17 protein-coding genes are annotated in these 18725 nt (G+C 74.2%); 5 read left to right on the top strand and 12 right to left on the bottom strand.

Going from position 1 to position 18725, the window contains the following annotated elements; all coding sequences use genetic code 11:
- Positions 1 to 30: 30 nt before the first annotated feature.
- Positions 31 to 627 carry a hypothetical protein gene (locus ABD973_RS25710; RefSeq protein ID WP_125820631.1) on the top strand — a complete coding sequence of 199 codons (597 nt, stop codon included), beginning with the start codon at positions 31 to 33 and terminating at the stop codon, positions 625 to 627.
- Complete coding sequence (locus ABD973_RS25705; protein ID WP_345502330.1) at positions 624 to 1442, top strand: 3-keto-5-aminohexanoate cleavage protein; 819 nt, start codon at positions 624 to 626, stop codon at positions 1440 to 1442. The genes ABD973_RS25710 and ABD973_RS25705 overlap by 4 nt, the downstream gene beginning before the upstream one ends.
- Here the strand turns inward: ABD973_RS25705 and soxR are convergent.
- A complete protein-coding gene (gene soxR, locus ABD973_RS25700) occupies positions 1417 to 1866 on the bottom strand; it encodes a redox-sensitive transcriptional activator SoxR (RefSeq protein ID WP_125602659.1) in 450 nt (149 codons plus the stop codon). The two genes, ABD973_RS25705 and soxR, sit on opposite strands and share 26 nt — an antisense overlap.
- Positions 1867 to 1986: 120 nt before the next feature.
- Between soxR and ABD973_RS25695 the strand changes: the two genes are divergently transcribed.
- Positions 1987 to 2448, top strand: a complete 462-nt coding sequence (locus tag ABD973_RS25695; protein WP_125602661.1) for a MaoC family dehydratase — start codon at positions 1987 to 1989, stop codon at positions 2446 to 2448.
- Here the strand turns inward: ABD973_RS25695 and ABD973_RS25690 are convergent.
- From ABD973_RS25690 to ABD973_RS25680, 3 genes are all read right to left on the bottom strand, one after another.
- Positions 2439 to 3083 carry a TetR/AcrR family transcriptional regulator gene (locus tag ABD973_RS25690; RefSeq protein WP_125602663.1) on the bottom strand — a complete coding sequence of 215 codons (645 nt, stop codon included), beginning with the start codon at positions 3081 to 3083 and terminating at the stop codon, positions 2439 to 2441. The two genes, ABD973_RS25695 and ABD973_RS25690, sit on opposite strands and share 10 nt — an antisense overlap.
- A gap of 84 nt (positions 3084 to 3167) precedes the next feature.
- The gene (locus ABD973_RS25685; RefSeq protein WP_125602665.1) at positions 3168 to 3455 is read right to left on the bottom strand and encodes a YiaA/YiaB family inner membrane protein; all 288 of its coding nucleotides are present in this window, start codon (positions 3453 to 3455) and stop codon (positions 3168 to 3170) included.
- A 74-nt stretch (positions 3456 to 3529) separates the two neighbouring features.
- Positions 3530 to 4684 (bottom strand): acyl-CoA dehydrogenase family protein, encoded by a 1155-nt coding sequence (locus ABD973_RS25680; protein ID WP_345502326.1) that lies wholly within the window; start codon positions 4682 to 4684, stop codon positions 3530 to 3532.
- A gap of 89 nt (positions 4685 to 4773) precedes the next feature.
- Between ABD973_RS25680 and ABD973_RS25675 the strand changes: the two genes are divergently transcribed.
- A complete protein-coding gene (locus tag ABD973_RS25675; protein WP_125602669.1) occupies positions 4774 to 5460 on the top strand; it encodes a TetR/AcrR family transcriptional regulator in 687 nt (228 codons plus the stop codon).
- Positions 5461 to 5494: 34 nt separating this feature from the next.
- On the opposite strand, the gene ABD973_RS25670 is transcribed toward ABD973_RS25675, so the two are convergent.
- The 8 genes from ABD973_RS25670 to ABD973_RS25635 form a co-directional block, all read right to left on the bottom strand.
- Positions 5495 to 6574 carry a Zn-dependent alcohol dehydrogenase gene (locus ABD973_RS25670; protein ID WP_345502323.1) on the bottom strand — a complete coding sequence of 360 codons (1080 nt, stop codon included), beginning with the start codon at positions 6572 to 6574 and terminating at the stop codon, positions 5495 to 5497.
- A gap of 91 nt (positions 6575 to 6665) precedes the next feature.
- Positions 6666 to 8078 carry an aldehyde dehydrogenase family protein gene (locus ABD973_RS25665; protein WP_125820634.1) on the bottom strand — a complete coding sequence of 471 codons (1413 nt, stop codon included), beginning with the start codon at positions 8076 to 8078 and terminating at the stop codon, positions 6666 to 6668.
- A 101-nt stretch (positions 8079 to 8179) separates the two neighbouring features.
- Positions 8180 to 9652 (bottom strand): CitMHS family transporter, encoded by a 1473-nt coding sequence (locus ABD973_RS25660; RefSeq protein WP_125820635.1) that lies wholly within the window; start codon positions 9650 to 9652, stop codon positions 8180 to 8182.
- 73 nt (positions 9653 to 9725) lie between these two features.
- Positions 9726 to 11960 (bottom strand): molybdopterin-dependent oxidoreductase, encoded by a 2235-nt coding sequence (locus ABD973_RS25655; RefSeq protein WP_345502320.1) that lies wholly within the window; start codon positions 11958 to 11960, stop codon positions 9726 to 9728.
- A gap of 177 nt (positions 11961 to 12137) precedes the next feature.
- Complete coding sequence (locus tag ABD973_RS25650) at positions 12138 to 12758, bottom strand: TetR/AcrR family transcriptional regulator (protein WP_345504743.1); 621 nt, start codon at positions 12756 to 12758, stop codon at positions 12138 to 12140.
- 46 nt (positions 12759 to 12804) lie between these two features.
- The gene (locus tag ABD973_RS25645; protein ID WP_125820637.1) at positions 12805 to 14127 is read right to left on the bottom strand and encodes a hypothetical protein; all 1323 of its coding nucleotides are present in this window, start codon (positions 14125 to 14127) and stop codon (positions 12805 to 12807) included.
- Entirely contained in the window at positions 14124 to 14951 is an 828-nt protein-coding gene (locus ABD973_RS25640) for a cupredoxin domain-containing protein (protein ID WP_345504741.1), read from the bottom strand. Before ABD973_RS25640 ends, ABD973_RS25645 begins: the two co-directional genes overlap by 4 nt.
- Positions 14952 to 15082: 131 nt before the next feature.
- A complete protein-coding gene (locus tag ABD973_RS25635) occupies positions 15083 to 17233 on the bottom strand; it encodes a right-handed parallel beta-helix repeat-containing protein (protein ID WP_345502318.1) in 2151 nt (716 codons plus the stop codon).
- Between the two features lie 163 nt (positions 17234 to 17396).
- Here ABD973_RS25635 and hmgA point away from each other — a divergent pair, with 163 nt between their 5' ends.
- Positions 17397 to 18710 (top strand): homogentisate 1,2-dioxygenase, encoded by a 1314-nt coding sequence (gene hmgA / locus ABD973_RS25630; RefSeq protein WP_125603514.1) that lies wholly within the window; start codon positions 17397 to 17399, stop codon positions 18708 to 18710.
- Positions 18711 to 18725: the final 15 nt, after the last annotated feature.

Here is an 18725-nt window from a genome sequence, read left to right as displayed (position 1 = left end):
TGGGCATGGCACGGCGGAGGTGAAGGTACGGTGGCAGGTTTTCGGAGTCTCGCCTATCAGGTGCGCGACGCGCGCAACGACCGGGCATTGCGGCGCCATTCGCTGCGCCGCTGCCTGGAGCGGTTCGCGCCGTACGGGCACCGGGCGACGTGGTGGCACCTGTGCGACCGGCACGGGATCGCGCCGGAGGACCGGGGCGCGGACCCGCTGCGGCTGGTCGCGGCGCTGGAGGAGCTGGAGGAGGCGCGGGCGGTCTGGCTGGAGTACGAGAGGCAGTTCGCGGAGCGGCGCAGACGTGAGAAGCACGACGGGGTGCGGCGGCCGGAGTGGGCCTGGGGCGGCAGCGGGGACGCCGTGGTGCGGTGCGCCGACCCGGGTGTGCGGCCGGACGGGACGCTGGGTGAGGTGCTGCGGCGGCTGATCGCCGCCCTGGAGTCGGAGCCGGGGACCGTGTGCCCGGTCTGCGGCGAGGAGGAGCTGCGCTGGCCGGCCGCGCTGTCGGGGCCGTCGGCGTGGGCCGGTGCGTGGTCGTGGGACGGGCCGGTGTGCGGCGGCTGCGGGATCGTGGTGCCCCGGCCGGCGCTGGCGGGGGCGGCGGTGGGACACCAGGCGGCGGGCGCGGCGTGAGCCGGGCGGACGGCGGCGGCGTGAGCCGGGCGGACGGGCCGGGCGGGTGCGGCCGGGCGGGCGCGGGGGTGCTCCAGGTCGCGCTGAACGGCTCGCGGGACGCGGCCGACGGGGCGGCGGTGCCGCTGTCACCGGGGGATCTGGCCCGGTCGGCGCTGGAGGCGGTGGCTGCCGGGGCGGGCGAGGTGCTGGTGCACCCTCGGACCCCGTGCGGGCGGGAGAGCCTCTCGCCCCGCGTGGTGGGGCCGCTGCTGGAGGAGATGCGCGGCGCGGGGGTCCGCGTACCTCTGACGGTGCCGGCGGGGGTCACGGCCGAGCCCGATCCGGCGGGGCGGCTGGAGCGGGTGCGGTCCTGGACGGTGCTGCCGGACCGGGCGGCGGTGCCGTTCGCGGAGCCCGGGGCCCGGGAGCTGGCGGCGGCCCTGCTGGAGCGCGGGGTGGCGGTGGACGCGGTGGTCCCGCTGGGCGGCGGAGCCGGGCCGGAGCCGCTGGCCCGGTTCCTGGAGTGGGCCGTGCCGGAGCCGGCCCGGGTCCGGCTGGTGGCGGAGCTGGCGGAGGCCGACCCGGCGCTGGTGGCGGGTCTGCGGTGGCTGCCGCCGGTGCCGGTGGTGCTGTGCGGGCGGGAGGACGCCGCCTGGCCGGTGCTGCGGCTGGCCGCGCGGTGCGGGGCGGGCGCGCGGATCGGCGTGGCGCAGGTGCTGCGGCTTCCGGACGGACGGGCGGCGCGTTCGAACGCCGAACTGGTGGCGGCCGCCGTCGGCTTGGGCGCCGCGGCCGCCACGGGGACGGCTACTGGGACAGCCGGGAGCCGATGAGGCGCTCGCCGAAGACGTCGTCCGGATTGGACAGCGCGCAGCTCTTCAGCGAGAGGCAGCCGCAGCCGATGCAGTCGTCCAAGTGGTCGCGCAGGCTGCTCAGTTGCCTGATCCGCTGGTCCAGTACGGTGCGCCAGTTCTCGGACAGCCGCGCCCAGTCCTCGCGCGTGGGGGTGCGCTCCTCCGGCAGCTGGGACAGCGCCTCGCGGATGCTGGCGAGCGAGATGCCCACGCGCTGGGCGGCCCGCACGAAGGCGACCCGGCGCAGCACCTCACGGCTGTAGCGGCGCTGGTTGCCGGAGGTGCGGCGGCTGCTGATCAGCCCCTTGGCCTCGTAGAAGTGCAGGGCGGAGACGGCCGCTCCGCTGCGCGCGGACAGCTGACCGACGGTGAGTTCGTGGACCTTCTCGGGAATCTGCGGCACGCGGCCGAGCCTAGTCGGACGTCCGTTGACAGACGTACCGGGACCCCAGCATGCTGAGCAAGCGCTTATTCGACTGAGGGGCCGGAAACGGCTGTGGGCAGCGGGAGACAGGGGCAGGGCATGGCCGGACCGAGGATCTTCACATCAGCCGAGGAGCTGCGCGCGGGGATCGGCGAGCCGCTCGGACCGAGCGGGTGGCTGGAGGTGGACCAGAAACGGATCGACCTCTTCGCGGACGCGACCGGCGACCACCAGTGGATCCACGTGGACCCGGAGCGCGCCGCCTCCGGCCCCTTCGGCTCCACCATCGCGCACGGCTATCTGACGCTGTCCCTGCTGCCGAGCCTGGTCCCGCAGATCATGCGGGTCGAGGGCATGCGGATGGGCATCAACTACGGCACGGACAAGGTGCGTTTCCCCGCGACGGTCCCGGTCGGCTCGCGGCTGCGCGCCACCGCCGTGATCACCTCGGTCACCGAGGCGGGCGGCGGCGTACAGGTCGCGGCGACGGTGACCGTGGAGCGCGAGGGCGGCGAGAAGCCGGTGTGCGTCGCGGAGTCGGTGTCCCGCTACTACTTCTGAGCCGCCGCGGCGGCCGGGCGCGCGCCCACCATGCGGAGCACGAGGTCGGCGTACAGCGCGCCGACCTCGTCGGGCGTGCGCTCTCCGGCGGTGCTGAACCAGCGGGCGACGTCGATGCACAGCGACAGCACGGCGAGCGTGGTCCCGGGGACGTCGGGAACGTCGAACTCCCCGGCCCGCACGCCGTCGGCGAGGATCCGGCGCACGGCGGCGTCGCTCAGCCGGCGCAGGGCGACGATCTCGGTGCGGTGCTCCGGGGCGAGCGCGTCGAGCTCGTACTGGACGACGCGCGCGGTGGTGTGGTGCGCGGCGTGCCAGCGCACGAAGGACCGCACGGCTGCGTCCAGCCGGTCGGCGGCGGCCCCCGGGCCGGAGGCGGCGGTCTCCAGGATCTCCAGCGCCTTGTCGTGGCCTATCCGGCTGATCCGGTGGAGCAGTTCTTCCTTGGTCTTGTAGTGGATGTAGAGCGCGGCCGGGCTCATGCCGGCGCGGCCGGCGATGTCGCGGGTGGTGGTCGCGTGGTACCCGCGCTCGGCGAAGGCGTCGACGGCCGCCACGAGCAGCCGCCGCGCGGCGTCGGGGGTGACCTCCGACCACGGCACGTAGCCGCCGCTCGTCTCCGCCGCGCTGTCCATCGCTCGCCCACCCTCTTCGTCCTGTAGGAAGGCACCAGCTTACCGGAGGGTGAGCAAGCGCTTAGGGGAGTCGGCGCCGCGGGGCTACTTCGGCGAGAAGGGGTCGTACTCCGCCATGATCTTCTCCATCCGTGCCTGGTCGACCCGGCTGACGATCTGCGTCGCCTCCTGCCGGTCGCGGACCACCTTGGCCAGGGTGAAGGCGGAGGTGGTCAGGTAGAGGACGGCGATCCCGAGGAAGGCCCGGACCCAGCCGTCGACGTCCATGGTGTAGATCCCCACGGCGACGGCGGCCAGGGCGATGCCGAAGGAGGCGACGGCCTGGCCGTAGTAGGCGCCCGTGTGCTGCTGCTTGACCGGTGTCTCGTTCATGGGCCCAGCATCGGGCGCCGTGACGCGGGCCACATCCGCGCGGGTACTCAGACGCGTACTCATGAGCACGGGTCTCAGAAGGCGGAGACCCCGGTACGGGCCCGGCCGATGAGCAGCTTCTGGATCTGGCTGGTGCCCTCGTAGAGGGTCATGACGCGGGCGTCGCGCAGCAGCTTGCCGGCCGGGTACTCGTCGACGTAGCCGTAGCCGCCGTGCACCTGGAGGGCGTTGCTCGCGGCGCGCACCGCGGCTTCCGAGGCGAAGAGCTTGGCGGTGGAGGACTCGGTGGCGAAGGGCTGCCCGCGGTCGATCAGGTCGGCGACCCGCCAGGTCAGCAGGCGGGCCGCGTCGACGTCGACCGAGATGTCGGCGATCAGCTCCTGCACCAGCTGGTGCTGGGCGATCGGCTTGCCGAACTGCTCGCGCCGGGCCGCGTACGAGACCGCCGCGTCCAGCGCCGCCTGGGCGATGCCGACGCAGCCGGCGGCCACCGACATCCGGCCCTTGGCCAGCGCCGACATCGCCACGGAGAAGCCCTTCCCCTCGGGGCCGAGCATCGCGGAGGCGGGGACGCGGACCGCGTCCAGGGTGAGTTCGGCGGTGGCCTGGCCGCGCAGGCCGAGCTTGCCGTGCACCTCGCGACGGGTCAGGCCGGGGCTGTCGGCGGGGACCAGGAAGGCGGAGATCCCCCGGTGGCCGGGGATCGCCGGGTCGGTCCGGGCGAAGAGGAGGACCACGTCGGCCCAGGTGCCGTTGGTGATGAACATCTTGCTGCCGCTGATGACGTACGCGTCCCCCTCGCGCACCGCGCGGGTGGTGAGGGCGGCCGCGTCGGAGCCGGTGCCGGGCTCGGTCAGGCCGAAGCAGCCGAGCGCCTCGCCGGAGCACAGGCGGGGCAGCCAGCTCCGCTTCTGCTCCTCGGTGCCCCAGGCGGCGACGGTCTTGGCGACCAGGCCGAGGGAGACGGAGACGATGCCGCGCACGGCGGAGTCCCCGCGGCCGAGTTCCTCGGTGACGAGGACGTAGGAGAGGTGGTCGCCGCCGGAGCCGCCGTACTCCTCGGGGACGGTGAGGCCGAGGAAGCCGAGGTCGCCCAGCTTCTTCACGAGGGAGCGGTCCACGCTCTCGGCGCGGTCCCACTCGGCGGCGTACGGGGCGATCTCGCGGTCGGTGAACGCGCGGGCCAGGCGGCGTACGGCCTCCTGCTCCTCGCTCAGCTCCAGGTTCACGGGGCCCTCCGGGGCGTGGTCCGGCCGCTCGCGGGGCTCTTAAACTAGCGGCGGTAGTTTATGGCGGGGCAGGGCCTACTATGTGGCGCATGGCCAGACCGCGCAAGCCCCTCCTCAGCAGAGACCGCATCGTCGAGGCGGCGGGCGCGCTCGTGGACGAGGAAGGCCTGGAGGCGGTCTCGACGCGGCGGCTGGCCGCCGCCCTCGGGGTGAGCGGGCCCTCGCTCTACAACCACTTCAGGACCAAGGACGCGATCCTGGAGGCCGTCGCGGACGCGGTGAGCGCGAAGGTCGACCTGTCGATGTTCGAGGGCGGGTCGGGCGGCGGGACCGGCGGCGGGTCGGGCGGCGGCAAGGACTGGCGGGGGGCTCTGTACGACTGGGCGCACTCGTACCGGGAAGCCCTGTCGGACCACCCGAACATCGTGCCCGTGCTGGCCCGCGGCCCGGGTCGGCGCCCTGCGGGGCTGCGGCTGGCGGACGCCGTGTTCGGGGCCATGACCGCGGCGGGATGGCCCCCGGCCCAGGCGACCCGGATCGGCGCGCTGATGCGGTACTTCATCCTGGGCTCGGCGGTGGCCTCGTTCGCCGGCGGCTTCGTGGATGACGAGACGGCGTACGACCCGGCGGACTACCCGCACCTGGGCCAGGCCCACCTGCTGGCGGAGCGGCGGCGGGAGGTGGACGAGGGCGCCTTCGAGACGGGCCTGACGGCCCTCCTGGACGGCCTGACCCTCCAGTACGAGGCCCTGCGGGCGGGCGCGCCCGGGGCGTAGGCCCCGGGGCGGCGCGCCCTCCTGCCCCCGGGTGTCAGAAGACCACCAGCGACCGGCCGCCCTTGCCCGCGACCATCGCGTCGAAGGCGGCCGGGATGCCGTCCAGGGTGATGCGGTCGGTGACCAGGGAGCCGAGGTCGAGGCGGCCGGCCCGGACGTGCTCGGCGATCACCGGGAGGTCGCGGGCCGGGTCGCTGTTGCCGTACACGCAGCCGCCGAGGGTGCGGGCGAAGTGGAAGATCTCCAGCGCGTGGAAGGCCACCTGCTGGTCCTTGCCCCCGATGCCGACGACCGTGGTGCGCCCGCCCCGGCGGGTGGACTCCCAGGCCGTGCGGATGGTCGCGGCGCGGCCCACGCACTCCACGGCCACGTCGGCGCCCTGCCCGCCGGTGAGCCCGCGGATCTGCTTGGCGGTGGTGTCGGAGGCGAGGACGAACTCGGTGGCCCCGGCGGCGCGGGCCAGCTCCTCCTTGGCCGGGGAGACGTCCACGGCCACGATCGGCCCGGCCCCGGCGATCCGGGCGGCCTGGAGCGCCGCGAGGCCGACCCCGCCGACGCCGAACACCGCGACCGACTCGCCCGGGCGGACCCGGGCGTTGTGGTGCACGGCGCCGTAGCCGGTCAGGACGGCGCAGCCGAGGAGGGCTGCCTCGGTCAGCGGGATCCCGGCGGGCGCGGGCAGCACGCAGTTCGCCGCGACGACGGTCTCCTCCGCGAAGGCGGCGACGTTGAGCCCGGGGTGCAGCTCGTTGCCGTCGGCGTCATGGGCGTGGACCGCGCCGACCCCGGTCAGAGCCTTGGCGCAGAGCCAGACCTCGCCGATCCGGCAGTGGTGGCACTCCCCGCAGGACGGCGCCCAGTTGAGCACCACGCCGTCGCCCGGGGAGACGTGGCTGACGCCCTCGCCGACGGCGAGGACCGTCCCCGCGCCCTCGTGGCCGAGGACGGCGGGGACGGGCACCCGCATGGTGCCGTCCGTGAGGGACAGGTCGGAGTGGCAGACCCCGGCGGCGGCGAGCCGCACCCGGACCTGCCCGGGTCCGGGGTCGGGCAGCACGATGTCCCGTATCTCCAGCGGGGCTCCGACGGCGGGCAGGATGGCGGCGCGGACCATGGTCGTCGTCTCCGTGTCTTCGGGGCTGCGTGGGCTGCGGATCTTCGGGAGCCGCAGGTCTTCGGCAGGGGCTGCGGCGGGGCTTCGGCGGTCAGAACTGCAGGGACTTGGTCTGGAGGTACTCCCCCAGGCCGTGCGCGCCCAGCTCGCGGCCGACGCCCGACTGCTTGTAGCCGCCGAAGGGTGCGAGCACGTTGAAGCGGCCGCCGTTGATGTCCACCTGGCCGGTGTCCATCCGGCGGGCGAACGCCACGGCCGTCTCCTCGTCCGCCGCCCACACCGCGCCGCCCAGGCCGTAGACGGTGCCGTTGGCGATGCGCAGGGCGTCGTCGTGGTCCTCGTAGGGGAGGATCGCCAGCACGGGGCCGAAGATCTCCTCCTGGGCGATGGTCATCTCGGGGGTGACGTCCGCGAAGACCGTCGGCGCGATGAAGTACCCGCGCTCGTGGGGCGCGTCGGGCCCGCCCGCGACGAGGCGCGCGCCCTCCGCGACGCCCTTGTGGATGTAGGAGCGCACGCGGTCGCGCTGGGTGGCGTTGACGACCGGCCCCAGGCGCGTGGCCCGGTCGCGGGGGTCGCCCGACGGGTAGCCGGCGACGGCAGTGGCCGCGAGGGCGACGGCCTCCTCGTGCTGGTCCCGGTGGACGAGCATGCGGGTGAGCGCGTTGCAGCTCTGGCCGGTGTTGTTCATGACGTGTCCGACGCCCGCCGCGACGGCCTTGGCCAGGTCGGCCCCGGGCAGGATGACGTTCGCCGACTTGCCGCCCAGTTCGAGGGCGACGCGCTTGACGGCGGCGCCGGCGATGGCGCCGATCTTCCTGCCGACGGCGGTCGAGCCGGTGAAGGAGACGAGGTCGACCCCCTCGTGCTCGGCCAGCGCCTGGCCGGCGACCGGGCCGGTACCGGTCACCAGGTTGAAGACTCCGGCCGGGACGCCCGCCTCGTGCACGGCTTCGGCGAAGAGCTGTGCGGTCAGCGGGGTGTCCTCGGCCGGCTTGAGGACGACGGTGCAGCCGGCGGCGAGAGCGGGTGCCACCTTGGCAACGACCTGGTGCAGGGGATAGTTCCAGGGCGTGATGGCCCCGACCACGCCGACCGGCTCCATGAAGACGGTGGAGTTCCCGACCCGCTCCTCGAAGGCGTAGGAGCCGGCGAGTTCGGCGTACGAGGAGGCCACCGCGATCGGGGCGCCCACGTGCACCGCCTCCGCGAAGCCGAGCGGGGAGCCCAGCTCGGCGGTGATGGTCTCGGTGAACTCGCCCTTGCGGGCCACGAGCACGTCGCGCAGGGCCGCGATGAGCGCGGCGCGTTCGGCAGGAGCCGTGGCCGCCCAGCCCGGGAAGGCCGCGCGGGCCGCGCGTACCGCCGCGTCCACGTCCTCGGCCGACCCGGCCGGAACGGCGCCGATGACCTGTTCGTCGGCCGGGTTGACCACCTCGATCCGGCCCGTTCCGGCGGCGGGCCGCCATTCCCCGCCGATGTACATCCCGTCGTGGGCCTTCATGGCATTCCTCCCGAGCACCTACGAGCGCGTGGACCTGACCTCGCCGACAACACCCTACAAACTAGCGCCGGTAGTTTTCCGCCCGCCAGGGGGCCGGGGGCTCAGATGATGCCGAAAACCATCCCCGCGGCCAGGACCACGACGGAGGTGAGGGCCGCCCATTTCACGGTGAAGCGGGTGTGGTCGCCGAATTCGACCCTGGCCATGCCGACGAGGACGTAGACGGCCGGAACCAGCGGGCTGGACATGTGCAGGGCCTGCCCGACGAGGGAGGCGCGGGCGATCTCCAGCGGGGAGACGCCGTGCGCGGCGCCCGCTTCGGCCAGTACCGGCAGGACACCGAAGTAGAAGCCGTCGTTCGACATGAAGTAGGTGAGGGGCAGGCTCAGCAGGCCGGTGACCAGGGCCATGTGCGGGCCCATCCCCTCGGGGATGGCGCCGACGAGCCAGTCGGCCATGTGCTTGACCATGCCGGTGCCGGTGAGGACGCCGGTGAAGACGGCGGCGGCGAAGACCATGCCGGCGACGTTGAGGACGTTGTCCGCGTGGGCGGCGATCCGGGCCTTCTGGTCCGGCATGTGGGGGAAGTTCACGGTGAGGGCGAGGGCCGCGCCGAGCAGGAACAGCACGGGGATGGGCAGCAGCTCCATGATCATCGCGGCGAGCAGGGCGACGGTGAGGCCCGCGTTGAACCAGTAGAGGTGCGGACGCAGCGTCGCGCGCCGGGGGTCCAGCCCCTGGAAGCCGTCACCGTCGGCCGGAACGCCATCGGCCGGCGCGGCATCCGAGGCCCCGGCGGCGGGGGGTCCGGCGGGGGCTTCCGCGACGGGGGCGCCGGCGGCGGGGGCTTCCGCGGCGGGGGCGGAGCCGGCGGTACGGGTGTCCCGGGCGGTCTCCCCGGCGCCGGGACCGGCGGCCACCAGGGACTCCTCCGCGGTCTCCGCGCCGGGCATCACGAGGGAGCCGACCCGGCGGCGCTCCCGGACGCCGAGGACGTAGGCCAGGGCGAAGACGAACAGCAGGCCGACCGCGAGGGCCGGGATCATCGGGACGAAGATGTCCGCGGCGTCGAGCTTGAGGGCCGTGGCCGCACGGGCCGTGGGGCCGCCCCAGGGCAGGGTGTTCATCACGCCGTTGGCGGTCGCGGCGACACCGGTCATGACCACGAGGCTCAGCCCGAGCCGCTTGTACAGCGGGTACATGGCCGAGACCGTGATCATGAACGTGGTCGACCCGTCCCCGTCGAGCGAGACGATCGCGGCGAGGACGGCCGTGCCGACCACCACCCGCACGGGATCCGCCTTGCAGAAGCGCAGGATGCCCCGGACGATCGGGTCGAAGAGGCCGACGTCGATCATCACGCCGAAGTAGACGATGGCGAACATCAGCATGGCGGCGGTCGGGGCGAGCTTGCCGACGCCGTCGATGACGTAGTCCCCCAGGTGCGCGCCCTTTCCGGCGAACACGCAGAAGAGCGCGGGTATGAGGACGAGCGCCGCGATGGGCGACATTTTCTTCAGCATGATCAGGACCAGGAAGGTCGCGATCATGGCGAAGCCGAGGAAGGTCAGCATGCAGGGAAGGTAGGTGCCGCCTCCTTGGGCCAACAAGACGTCCACGCGTGAGCAATACGAGCAAAACCCCAGCTCAGGGCAGGGGTGTCAGGGTGACGGGGAAGCCGTTGAGCACCGCCGTGCCCGACAGCGGGTCGAGGCGGGTGCCGTCGAGCAGCTGGTTGACGTTGACCCCCGGGTCGGCTCCGGCCACCGAGAGCCGGGTGCCGTCACGGTCGTGGCCCCAGCCGTGCGGGAGGCTGACCACCCCCGTGCGGACGGCGTCGGTGACCTCCACCGGCGCCTCCAGGCTGCCCCCGTCGGCGGTGATCCGGGCGCGGCCGCCGTCGGCCAGGCCGAGCCGGTCCGCGTCGGCGGGGTGGACCTGGAGGGTGCACCGGTTGGAACCTCCGGTGAGGGCCGGGACGTTGTGCAGCCAGCTGTTGTTGGAGCGCAGGTGGCGGCGGCCCACGAGCACCAGGGCGGCGGGGCGGGCGGCGAGCGCCGCGCGCAGCCCGGGGAGCTCGGCCGCGATCGGCTCGGGGAGCAGCTCGATCCTGCCGCTGCGGGTCCGGAGCAGGCCCGGCAGCCGGGGCCGCAGCGGGCCCAGGTCGATGCCGTGCGGGTGGGCGAGGAGCCGCTGCAGGCTGAGCCCGTCCGGGTGGTCGGCGGCGCCGAACAGGTCTCCGTACGGGCCCAGCCGCAGCATCAGGTCGAGCCTGCGCTCCGGGCCGGACTCGCCGGTGAGGAGACCGGCCAGGGCGGCCGGGTCCGCTCCGTGGAGCGGGGAGCGGGGGTCGGCGGTCTCCTTGGCGAGGGCGGCCCGGATCGCCGTGTCGTCGACGGCGGACGGCTGGGCGGTGCCGTGCGCGCCGGAGACGGCCAGGACGAGTCGCGCGTGGATCTCGCACTCGTCGAGCCGGTCCGCTTCGAGGGGGACGGCGGGCCGGGTGTAGCGGACCTGGTTGCGGACGGCGAACCCGTTGAAGGCGAAGTCGTGGTGGGCGCTCTGCGAGGGCGGCGGCGGGGGCAGGACGACGTGGGCGTGGCGCGAGGTCTCGTTGAGGTACGGGTCGACGCTGACCATGAAGTCGAGCCCGGCGAGGGCCGCGTCGAGCCGCCGCCCGTCGGGGGCGGACAGCACGGGGTTGGCCGCGATGGCGATCAGGGCGCGGATGCGCCCCTCCCCCGGGGTCTCGATCTCCTCGGCCAGGGCGGCGGTGGGCAGTTCGCTCTTGACCTCGGGGTGTCCGCTGACCCGGCTGTGCCAGCGGCCGAGGGCGAACCCCCTGCCGGGCCCGGCGGGCCGGGGGCGCGGACCGGCCGCCGGGAGCGGGAAGAGGGCTCCGCCGGGGCGGTCGAGGTTGCCCGTGAGGATGTTCAGTACGTCCACCAGCCAGCTGGCGAGCGTCCCGTGCTCGACGGTGCAGCTGCCGATCCGCCCGTAGACGGCGGCGGTCGGTGCGGCCGCCAGCTCCCGGGCGAGGGCGCGGATCCGGTCGGCCGGCAGGTCGCAGGCGGGGGCGACCGCCTCAGGAGTGAAACTCCCCAGGGCTTCGGCGAGTTCCCGGAGTCCCTCGGTGTGTTCCGTGAGCGCTCCGGGGTCGGCGAGCTTCTCGGCGAGGAGGGTGTGGGCGAGCGCGGCGAGCAGCAGGGCGTCGCTGCCGGGGCGCGGCGCGAGGTGCGTGTCGGCGAGCTTGGCGGTGCGCGTGCGGCGCGGGTCGACGACGACGAGCGTGCCGCCGCGGGCCCGGAGCGCCTTGAGCTTGCCGGGGAAGTCGGGGGCGGTGCACAGGGAGCCGTTGGATTCGACCGGGTTGGCGCCGATGAGCAGGAGGAAGTCGGTGTGGTCGAGGTCGGGCACGGGGATGGCGAGGGGGTCGCCGAAGAGGAGCCCGCTGGAGACGTGCTTGGGCATCTGGTCGAGGGTGCTGGCGGTGAAGAGGTTGCGGGTGCCGAGGGTGTTGACGAGGAGCGGCGGGTAGAGGGCGCCGGCCATGGTGTGGACGTTGGGGTTGCCGAGCACGACGCCGACGGACTGGGGGCCGTGGTCGCGGACGAGGGCGGGGACGGCGGCGGCGACGGCGTCGTAGGCCTCGTCCCAGGTGGCCTCGCGAAGCCGTCCGGCGCGGCGGACGAGGGGGGTGCGGAGCCGGTCGGGGTCGGCGTCGAGGGCGCCGAAGGCGGCCCCCTTGGGGCAGATGAAGCCGCGGCTGAAGACGTCGTCGCGGTCACCTCGGGCTCCGGTGACGGTCGTGCCCTCGATGGTGAGGGTGAGGCCGCAGGTGGCCTCGCAGAGGGGGCAGATGCGCGGGGCGGTGCGGGGCATGGGGCCCTCCTGGGGGCGGCAGGCTGCGGCGCGGGGCACGGCGGGGCCCGAGCATACCGACCGGTAGGCACGGCGGGGAGGGGGTTGCGGCACCCGGTTGCGCCCGGGCGGGATCCGGCCCGGGCGGGATCCGGCGGGGCGGACCACGGCGAAGCCGGAGGGACCCGGTCCCGCGGGTCAGTCCAGGACGCGGGCCAGGTAGGCGTGCATCATCGCCCGGGTCTCGGCGACGATGCCGGGGTCGCCGGCCGGGTCGGCACGGAAGGCCAGCTGGACCAGCGCGTCGGTCGCCTCGACGGCGACGAGGACCGCCCGGGACAGTCCGGGGTCCGGGGTGAGACCGAGGTGGGCGCACAGCAGCCCGGTCAGGCGTGCGGCGACCAGGTGGTTGGGGTCGGAGGCGGGGCCTTCGGAGGGCGGGGCGGGCACCCCGAAGTCCACGAGGGCGAAGCCGGGGACGCTGCGCTTCATGGCCAGGTACTCGTCCAGCACGGCGTCCACGACGGGCCGCCAGTGCGTGGCCGGCAGCAGGGCGAGCCGCCGCTCGATGCCCTCGGCGTACTGCTCCAGGTTGCGCTGGGCGAGGGCGACGGCCATGGCGCGCTTGTTCCCGAAGAAGCGGTAGACCGAGCCGATGGGCACGCCGGCCCGCAGGGCGACGGCGCGGGTGCTGAGGTTTTCGTAACCGCTCTCGTCGAGGAGTTCGGCGCAGGCGTCGAGGATCCGGGCGAGGCGGTCGGCGCTGCGCTGCTGGACCGGGGTCCTGCGCAGGGGGTGGGCGGGAGGCACGGGGTCCATCATGCCGCTCCTGGCTCCTGGGTCCAGTGGCGCGGGTGCCCGCTCCTCAGTTCAGGAGCAGGGTCAGCCCGCCGATCGTGTACGTGATCATCAGCGCGAGCAGCGGCAGTTGGCCCGCCACCGCCTTCGCCGGGGGGAAGAGGCGTACGGAACGGTCGTGCGCGGCGATCACACCGAGTACGTGGCCGGCCACGACGGCGATCACCTGGAGGGCGGCGAGAGCCCCCGGACCCAAGGGGGGACTGGGATCGGGGGCGTTGTCAGTGCCGAGTGCCATGCTTACCGTACGTGGTCCTTCGGTGACGAGGAGGGAGAAGTAATGGGCGGTGAGATAGCCGAGGGCGATCGGCACGAGTGAGTGCGCGAAGGCGGTCAGCGGCCGGGGGTGCGGGCCGCTGACGAGGCGGGTGGCCGCCGCGCACAGGCAGTACAGGGTGGCGACGAGGGCGACGGAGGCGAGCAGTCCGAGCGTGGCCGTGGGGGTGCGGCCGAGGGGGGAGGTCTGAAGGGTGTTGATCCAGGCGGGGTTGTCGCAGTAGCCGTCGTAGGCGGTGGAGCCGAGCAGGACGCAGACGGTGGCGAGGAGTCCGGGCCGCTCGGGCGTCGCGTCGAGTCCGTGGAAGGGGTTGCGCAGGACCAGGCGGCCGTCGCCGCGGCGGCCGAGGGGGGAGAGCCTGGCCAGGAGGTCGGAGTAGACCTCGAAGGCGTCGGCTCCGGCGAACCAGCTCTCGCCGAAGCGGGCGGCGAGCAGCAGGTGGCCGGCGGTGTAGGCGGTGAGGGCACACAGGAGGGTGGTGGTCGATGCGGGATCGGGAGCGACGAGTTCGAGCCAGGTGAAGCCGAACAGTCCGGCGGCGGCGGGCCATTGGCCGGCCCGGGGCGGCAGGGGGCGGCCGGCCCCGGGCGGGCGGTGGCGGGCCCGGGCGAGGAGGCGGTGCAGGGTGCGCAGCGGGTTGAGGAGGCGCCAGACGGGGCCGAGGAGGAGGGAGGCGGGCACGATCCCGACCCACAGCAGGACGTAGACGGCGCCGGGAGCGGGGTTGCGGCCGGGGTCGTCGGGACCGAGGAGGAGGTGGAGGAGCACGGTGAGGGCCGCGGCGAGGCCCAGTCCGCGCAGGGTGGTGCGGGTGGCCGGCGCGTCGGCCGCCCGTTGGAGCCCGGCGGGCAGGGCGAGGCCGGAGCGGTCGCCGCGGAAGCGGGAGGCGGACCAGAGGAGGCCGAGTGCGAGGAAGGAGACGAAGAGAGCGGTGAAGGCGCCGGCGAAGGCGTAGAAGGGGGAGACCGGCAGGTCGTGCTGGGAGCCGATGCCGTGCGCGAGCAGGCCCGATGGGCGGGGCGGGAGAAGGACCACGGGTTCCGTCGGGCTCATCGGACGAGGAGCTGGGTCAGGACGAGCCGGGACTCGTGGGTCTCGACCTCGAAGAGGCCCGTGCGGTCGGCCGTCAGGACCAGGGTGGCCTCCTGGCCGGCGGGCAGGGCGAGTTCCTCGTCGTAGCCGTGGACGTGCAGGGTGTCGGCGCGGTCGCTGGTGACGCGCAGGGCCAGGCGCTCGCCGCGCTTCAGTTCGGTGCGGCCGGTGGTCGGCACCACCTTTCCGTCCCGGACGGCGAGGGTGACGGTCCGGTCGGCCGGCGGGGCGGGCGGGGCCGTCCGTGTCGCCGGGGAACCGGTCGGGGCGGGTGCGGGGTGGCTGTGGGTTCCCTGGCCCGGGGGGCCCGCGGTCAGCTCGACGGCCGCTTCGACCGGCTTGCCGGCGACGGCCCAGGCGGTGTGGTCGTCGGCGTACAGGCGGACGGTCAGGGTGTGCACGCCCTCGGGAACCTGTGCCGCGGGCAGGTGGAACCAGGGGCCGTACACCCGGGCCAGCTTGCGGCCGTCGAGCTCCAGGTGGGCGTGGCCGGTGCCGGTCAGCGCCGCGCCGCCGACGCTGTCGGGGGTGAAGCGGAAGCCGGTCACGGCCAGTTGGAGGTTCCAGCCGTCCTCGGGGTCGGGGCGGGCGGTGAGCTTCACCTGGGGTGCGCCCTGGGCCGGGACCTCGCGCAGGCGGTGGCCACCGGCGTCCTGGGCGTCGAGCAGGGTGCCGGCGCCGCCGGTGGCCTGTTCGTGGGTGGTGCCGGGTTTGTGGTGGGTGGTGGCCCGGCCGCCGCAGGCCGTGGCCGCGCCGCCCGCGAGCAGCAGGAGCAGGGCCACCAGCGCCGCCGTGCGGGCGGAGCGGCGGTGGGGGCGGGTCCGGGCCCCGGGGGTCCGGCACGCGTCGCACCGGACGCGGGTCTGTGCGGGCACGTTCACGGCGGGCACGTTCACTGCGGGCCTCCGGGGCGGGGTCAGGGGGTGGTGCCGTCGGGGCGGGGGGCCGGGGGCTCGGCGGTGGCGCTCGGGGCGGGGGCCGGGCCCGCCGGGACGGGGGTGCGGTCGCCGGCGCCGTCGTCGCCCGGGCCGGCGGGCCGGGCGGGGGCGGCCGGGCCGGGGCGGGCCGAGGCGACGACCGCCCACAGCACCCACACCACCGCGACCAGGGCCCGCACCCAGGCGGGGCTGAGCGGGATCCAGGGGATCATCAGCACCGCCTTGTCGAAGGCGTCCAGCAGGGTCAGGGCGCCCAGGAGCAGGGTGAGGCGGGCCAGCCAGGGGCGTCCGCGGCGCAGGGCCAGGCCTGCGCCGGTCCACCACAGGCCGAGCAGGAGCAGGGCCAGTGCCGGGACGGGGGTGCCGGTCAGGGGCGTCGTGGAGCCGGCCACGTCCAGGGCCAGCCCGGCCAGGCCGGACAGGGAGGCCGCGGTGCCCAGCCGGGAGCCGCGCAGGCGCCGCCACCACAGGGTGCCGCCGACCAGCAGCAGTACCGCCGCGACCGCCAGCGCGATCTGCGTCTCCACGCGCTCCAGGCCCCGGGCGCCGTACCAGTCGCAGCCCGCCGGGAGCTTGCGGGCCTGGACGTTGTAGTCGGCGCAGACCATCAGCTGGGTCAGCTTCACCGGTTCGCCCACCAGCCGGGCCGAGGAGCCGCTGACCTGTCCGCGTTCCTTCCCGCACCGCGGGAGCGTGCCCGGGGTGGAGCCGTCGGGGCCGTCCTGCCAGCAGTTCCCGCGGCCCTGGCCGTCCCACCACACGTCGGTGCCGTTCGGGCGGGAGGCGCCGGACCGGTCCTTGCCGAGCACGTTGCCCGCGTACCGGTTGTGGTGGGAGGTGTCGGTCTGCTTGGACCACTTCTCCTCGCCCCGGATGAAGGCGGGGACGGCGCTGAGGAAGAAGCCGGCGCGCCGGTGGCCGTACACCCAGTTGCCCTCGTAGAGGTTCCAGTTGCCGCCGGCGGTGATGATGCCGGTGCCGGGCGGCATGGAGATCTGCGGGCAGACCACCCCCTGCTCGTAGCCGCGTTCGGCGGGCGGCTTGGCGCAGGTGCCGTCGGCGACGTAGGGGTAGTAGTCGGCGTTGTTGTCGTGGATGAGGTTGCGTTCGAAGCGGGCGTGGTTCTGCGGGAGTCCGGGGTGTCCGGGGAAGGCGCTGTCCATCGAGGCGCCGCCCATGTTCTGGTCGAACTCGTTGTCGTGGACCCACACGGAGTCCCCGGCGGTGCCGGAGTAGCCGACCATGTTGTGGTGGCTGCGGCAGCCGGTGATCTCGATGGAGTAGCGGGGCACGTCGTAGCCGCGGCCGTCGTTGATGTCGGAGGCGCTGCCGGGGTAGATCCCGGAGTCGCCGTTGCCGTAGGACTCGCAGTTCTTGTAGAGGCCGTGGTCGCTGGCGAAGGTCAGGAAGCCGTACTCGTCGTTCCAGCGGGTCAGGACGTCGTCGATGACGAAGCCGTCGCCGGCGAGCACGTACAGCGAGTTGAAGGTGGTGCGCTGCGCGGTGAAGTTCCGGAAGTAGATGCCGTTGGACCGGTCGGCGCGGATGGCGTTCAGCTTCTGGTACCGGGCGTCGACGACCACGTCCGTGCGGGCCGCGCCGGTGCCCTCGATCTGCAGGTTCGTCTTGCCGAGGATGGCCACGAGGTTCTGGTTGTGGCGGCACTTCTCCTGCTGCTCGTAGGACAGGATCTGGTAGCCCAGTGAGGAGTTGGGGGCCTTGAGGTGCGCGCACTCGCCCGTGGGTGCGGGCAGGGAGGGCTCCTCCTCGTAGAGGCCGGGCAGGATCGCGATGTTCATCCCCGGCCGGTCGACGGCGTCCACGGCCTGCTGGAGGTGGCGGTAGCCGCTCTTCTCGCAGCGCTCGTAGAGGTCGAGGTTGCGCTGCCGCAGCTGCGGCGGGAAGGCGGCCACGCGGCGTTCGAAGTCGGGCCGGTCGGTCTTGCAGACCAGCAGGTCGGGCTCGGCCGCCGCCCGGTAGACGGGGACGGATCCGCTGCCGTCGGGGAGGGCGACGGGGCGCTCCTCGTGCGCGCGGGCGGCGGGCGCGGCCACGAGGAGGGACAGGAGGGCGAGGAGGGCGGCGAGGAGCGCCGCCGGCACGGCAGGGAACCTGCGGGTCCACGACATGCGCGAGAGAGTAGAGCAATGTTCATCTTTTGGGATCCCCCCGCGCGAAATCCCTCCGGCGGCGACCGGATCGTGGCCGATCGCCGCAAGACGGCGTTGACGGGGAGGGGCCCGGAATCCTACTGTCGACCATAGGATTCCTTCGAGGGAGCGGGAGCAGCCCATGAGTGAGCAGGCCAGGAAGACGGCGGAGGCGCTGGAGTACCTCACCGGCTTCGGGAACGAGCACAGCTCGGAGGCCGTGCCCGGCGCGCTCCCGCTCGGCCGCAACTCCCCCCAGCGCGCCGCCCTCGGCCTCTACGCCGAGCAGCTCAGCGGCAGCGCCTTCACCGAGCCGCGCCGCCACAACCGCCGGTCGTGGCTGTACCGGATCCGCCCCTCCGCGGCCCACCCGGCCTTCACCCGCGTGGACAACGGCGCCCTGCGCACGGCCCCCTTCACCGACGCCGTCCCGGACCCCAACCGGCTGCGCTGGAACCCGCTGCCCGACCCGGCCCCCGGCACCGACTTCCTGGCCGGCCTGTGGACCCTCGGCGGCAACGGCGACGCCACCCAGCGCACCGGCATGGCCGTCCACCTCTACTCGGCCAACGCCGACATGACCGACCGGGTCTTCAGCGACTCCGACGGCGAGCTGCTGATCGTCCCCGAGCGCGGCGGCCTGCTGCTGCGCACCGAGCTCGGTCTGCTGAGCGCCCGCCCCGGCGAGGTGGCGCTGATCCCGCGCGGCGTCCGCTTCCGCGTCGAACTGCTGGACGACGACGCCCGCGGCTACGTCTGCGAGAACTACGGGCAGCCCTTCGAGCTGCCGGACCTCGGCCCGATCGGCGCCAACGGCCTGGCGGCGGCACGGGACTTCCGGGCGCCGGTGGCCGCGTACGAGGACGTGGAGCGCCCGACCGAGGTGGTCAACAAGTTCTGCGGCAACCTCTGGTCCGCGACCTACGGGCACTCGCCGCTCGACGTCGTCGCCTGGCACGGCACGCACGTCCCGTACGTCTACGACCTGCGCAGGTTCAACGTGATCGGGTCCATCAGCTACGACCACCCCGACCCGTCGATCTTCACCGTGCTGACCTCGCCCTCCGACACCCCGGGACTGGCGGGCGTGGACTTCGTGGTGTTCGCCCCGCGCTGGCTGGTCGGCGAGGACACCTTCCGGCCGCCGTACTTCCACCGCAACGTGATGAGCGAGTACATGGGCCTGATCGAGGGCGCCTACGACGCCAAGGCCGAGGGGTTCGTACCCGGCGGCGGCTCGCTGCACAACATGATGTCCGCGCACGGTCCGGACCGGGAGACCTTCGACAGGGCCAGCGCCGCCGAGCTGAAGCCGCAGAAGATCGACGACGGCCTGGCCTTCATGTTCGAGACCCGCTGGCCGATCACCGCCACCCCCCAGGCGGCGGGGGCGGAGCACCTCCAGCGCGGTTACGACGGCGTATGGGAGGGTCTCCAGCGGCACTTCCGCGCCTAACATGCCGGTGTCCCC

The sequence above is a fragment of the Streptomyces racemochromogenes genome (assembly GCF_039535215.1).
GTDB lineage: Bacteria > Actinomycetota > Actinomycetes > Streptomycetales > Streptomycetaceae > Streptomyces > Streptomyces racemochromogenes.
The sequence above is the reverse complement of the archived record's forward strand: the minus strand, read 5'-3'. Positions and strand labels throughout refer to the sequence as shown.

Excerpts from the sequence above, each read along its gene's own strand:
- ABD973_RS25695 (WP_125602661.1), top strand. The coding sequence starts at position 1,987 with ATGGCCGGACCGAGGATCTTCACATCAGCCGAGGAGCTGCGCGCGGGG.
- ABD973_RS25690 (WP_125602663.1), bottom strand. The coding sequence starts at position 3,083 with ATGGACAGCGCGGCGGAGACGAGCGGCGGCTACGTGCCGTGGTCGGAG.
- ABD973_RS25685 (WP_125602665.1), bottom strand. The coding sequence starts at position 3,455 with ATGAACGAGACACCGGTCAAGCAGCAGCACACGGGCGCCTACTACGGC.
- ABD973_RS25675 (WP_125602669.1), top strand. The coding sequence starts at position 4,774 with ATGGCCAGACCGCGCAAGCCCCTCCTCAGCAGAGACCGCATCGTCGAG.
- ABD973_RS25670 (WP_345502323.1), bottom strand. The coding sequence starts at position 6,574 with ATGGTCCGCGCCGCCATCCTGCCCGCCGTCGGAGCCCCGCTGGAGATA.
- ABD973_RS25665 (WP_125820634.1), bottom strand. The coding sequence starts at position 8,078 with ATGAAGGCCCACGACGGGATGTACATCGGCGGGGAATGGCGGCCCGCC.
- ABD973_RS25660 (WP_125820635.1), bottom strand. The coding sequence starts at position 9,652 with ATGCTGACCTTCCTCGGCTTCGCCATGATCGCGACCTTCCTGGTCCTG.
- ABD973_RS25655 (WP_345502320.1), bottom strand. The coding sequence starts at position 11,960 with ATGCCCCGCACCGCCCCGCGCATCTGCCCCCTCTGCGAGGCCACCTGC.
- ABD973_RS25650 (WP_345504743.1), bottom strand. The coding sequence starts at position 12,758 with ATGGACCCCGTGCCTCCCGCCCACCCCCTGCGCAGGACCCCGGTCCAG.
- ABD973_RS25645 (WP_125820637.1), bottom strand. The coding sequence starts at position 14,127 with ATGAGCCCGACGGAACCCGTGGTCCTTCTCCCGCCCCGCCCATCGGGC.
- ABD973_RS25635 (WP_345502318.1), bottom strand. The coding sequence starts at position 17,233 with ATGTCGTGGACCCGCAGGTTCCCTGCCGTGCCGGCGGCGCTCCTCGCC.
- hmgA (WP_125603514.1), top strand. The coding sequence starts at position 17,397 with ATGAGTGAGCAGGCCAGGAAGACGGCGGAGGCGCTGGAGTACCTCACC.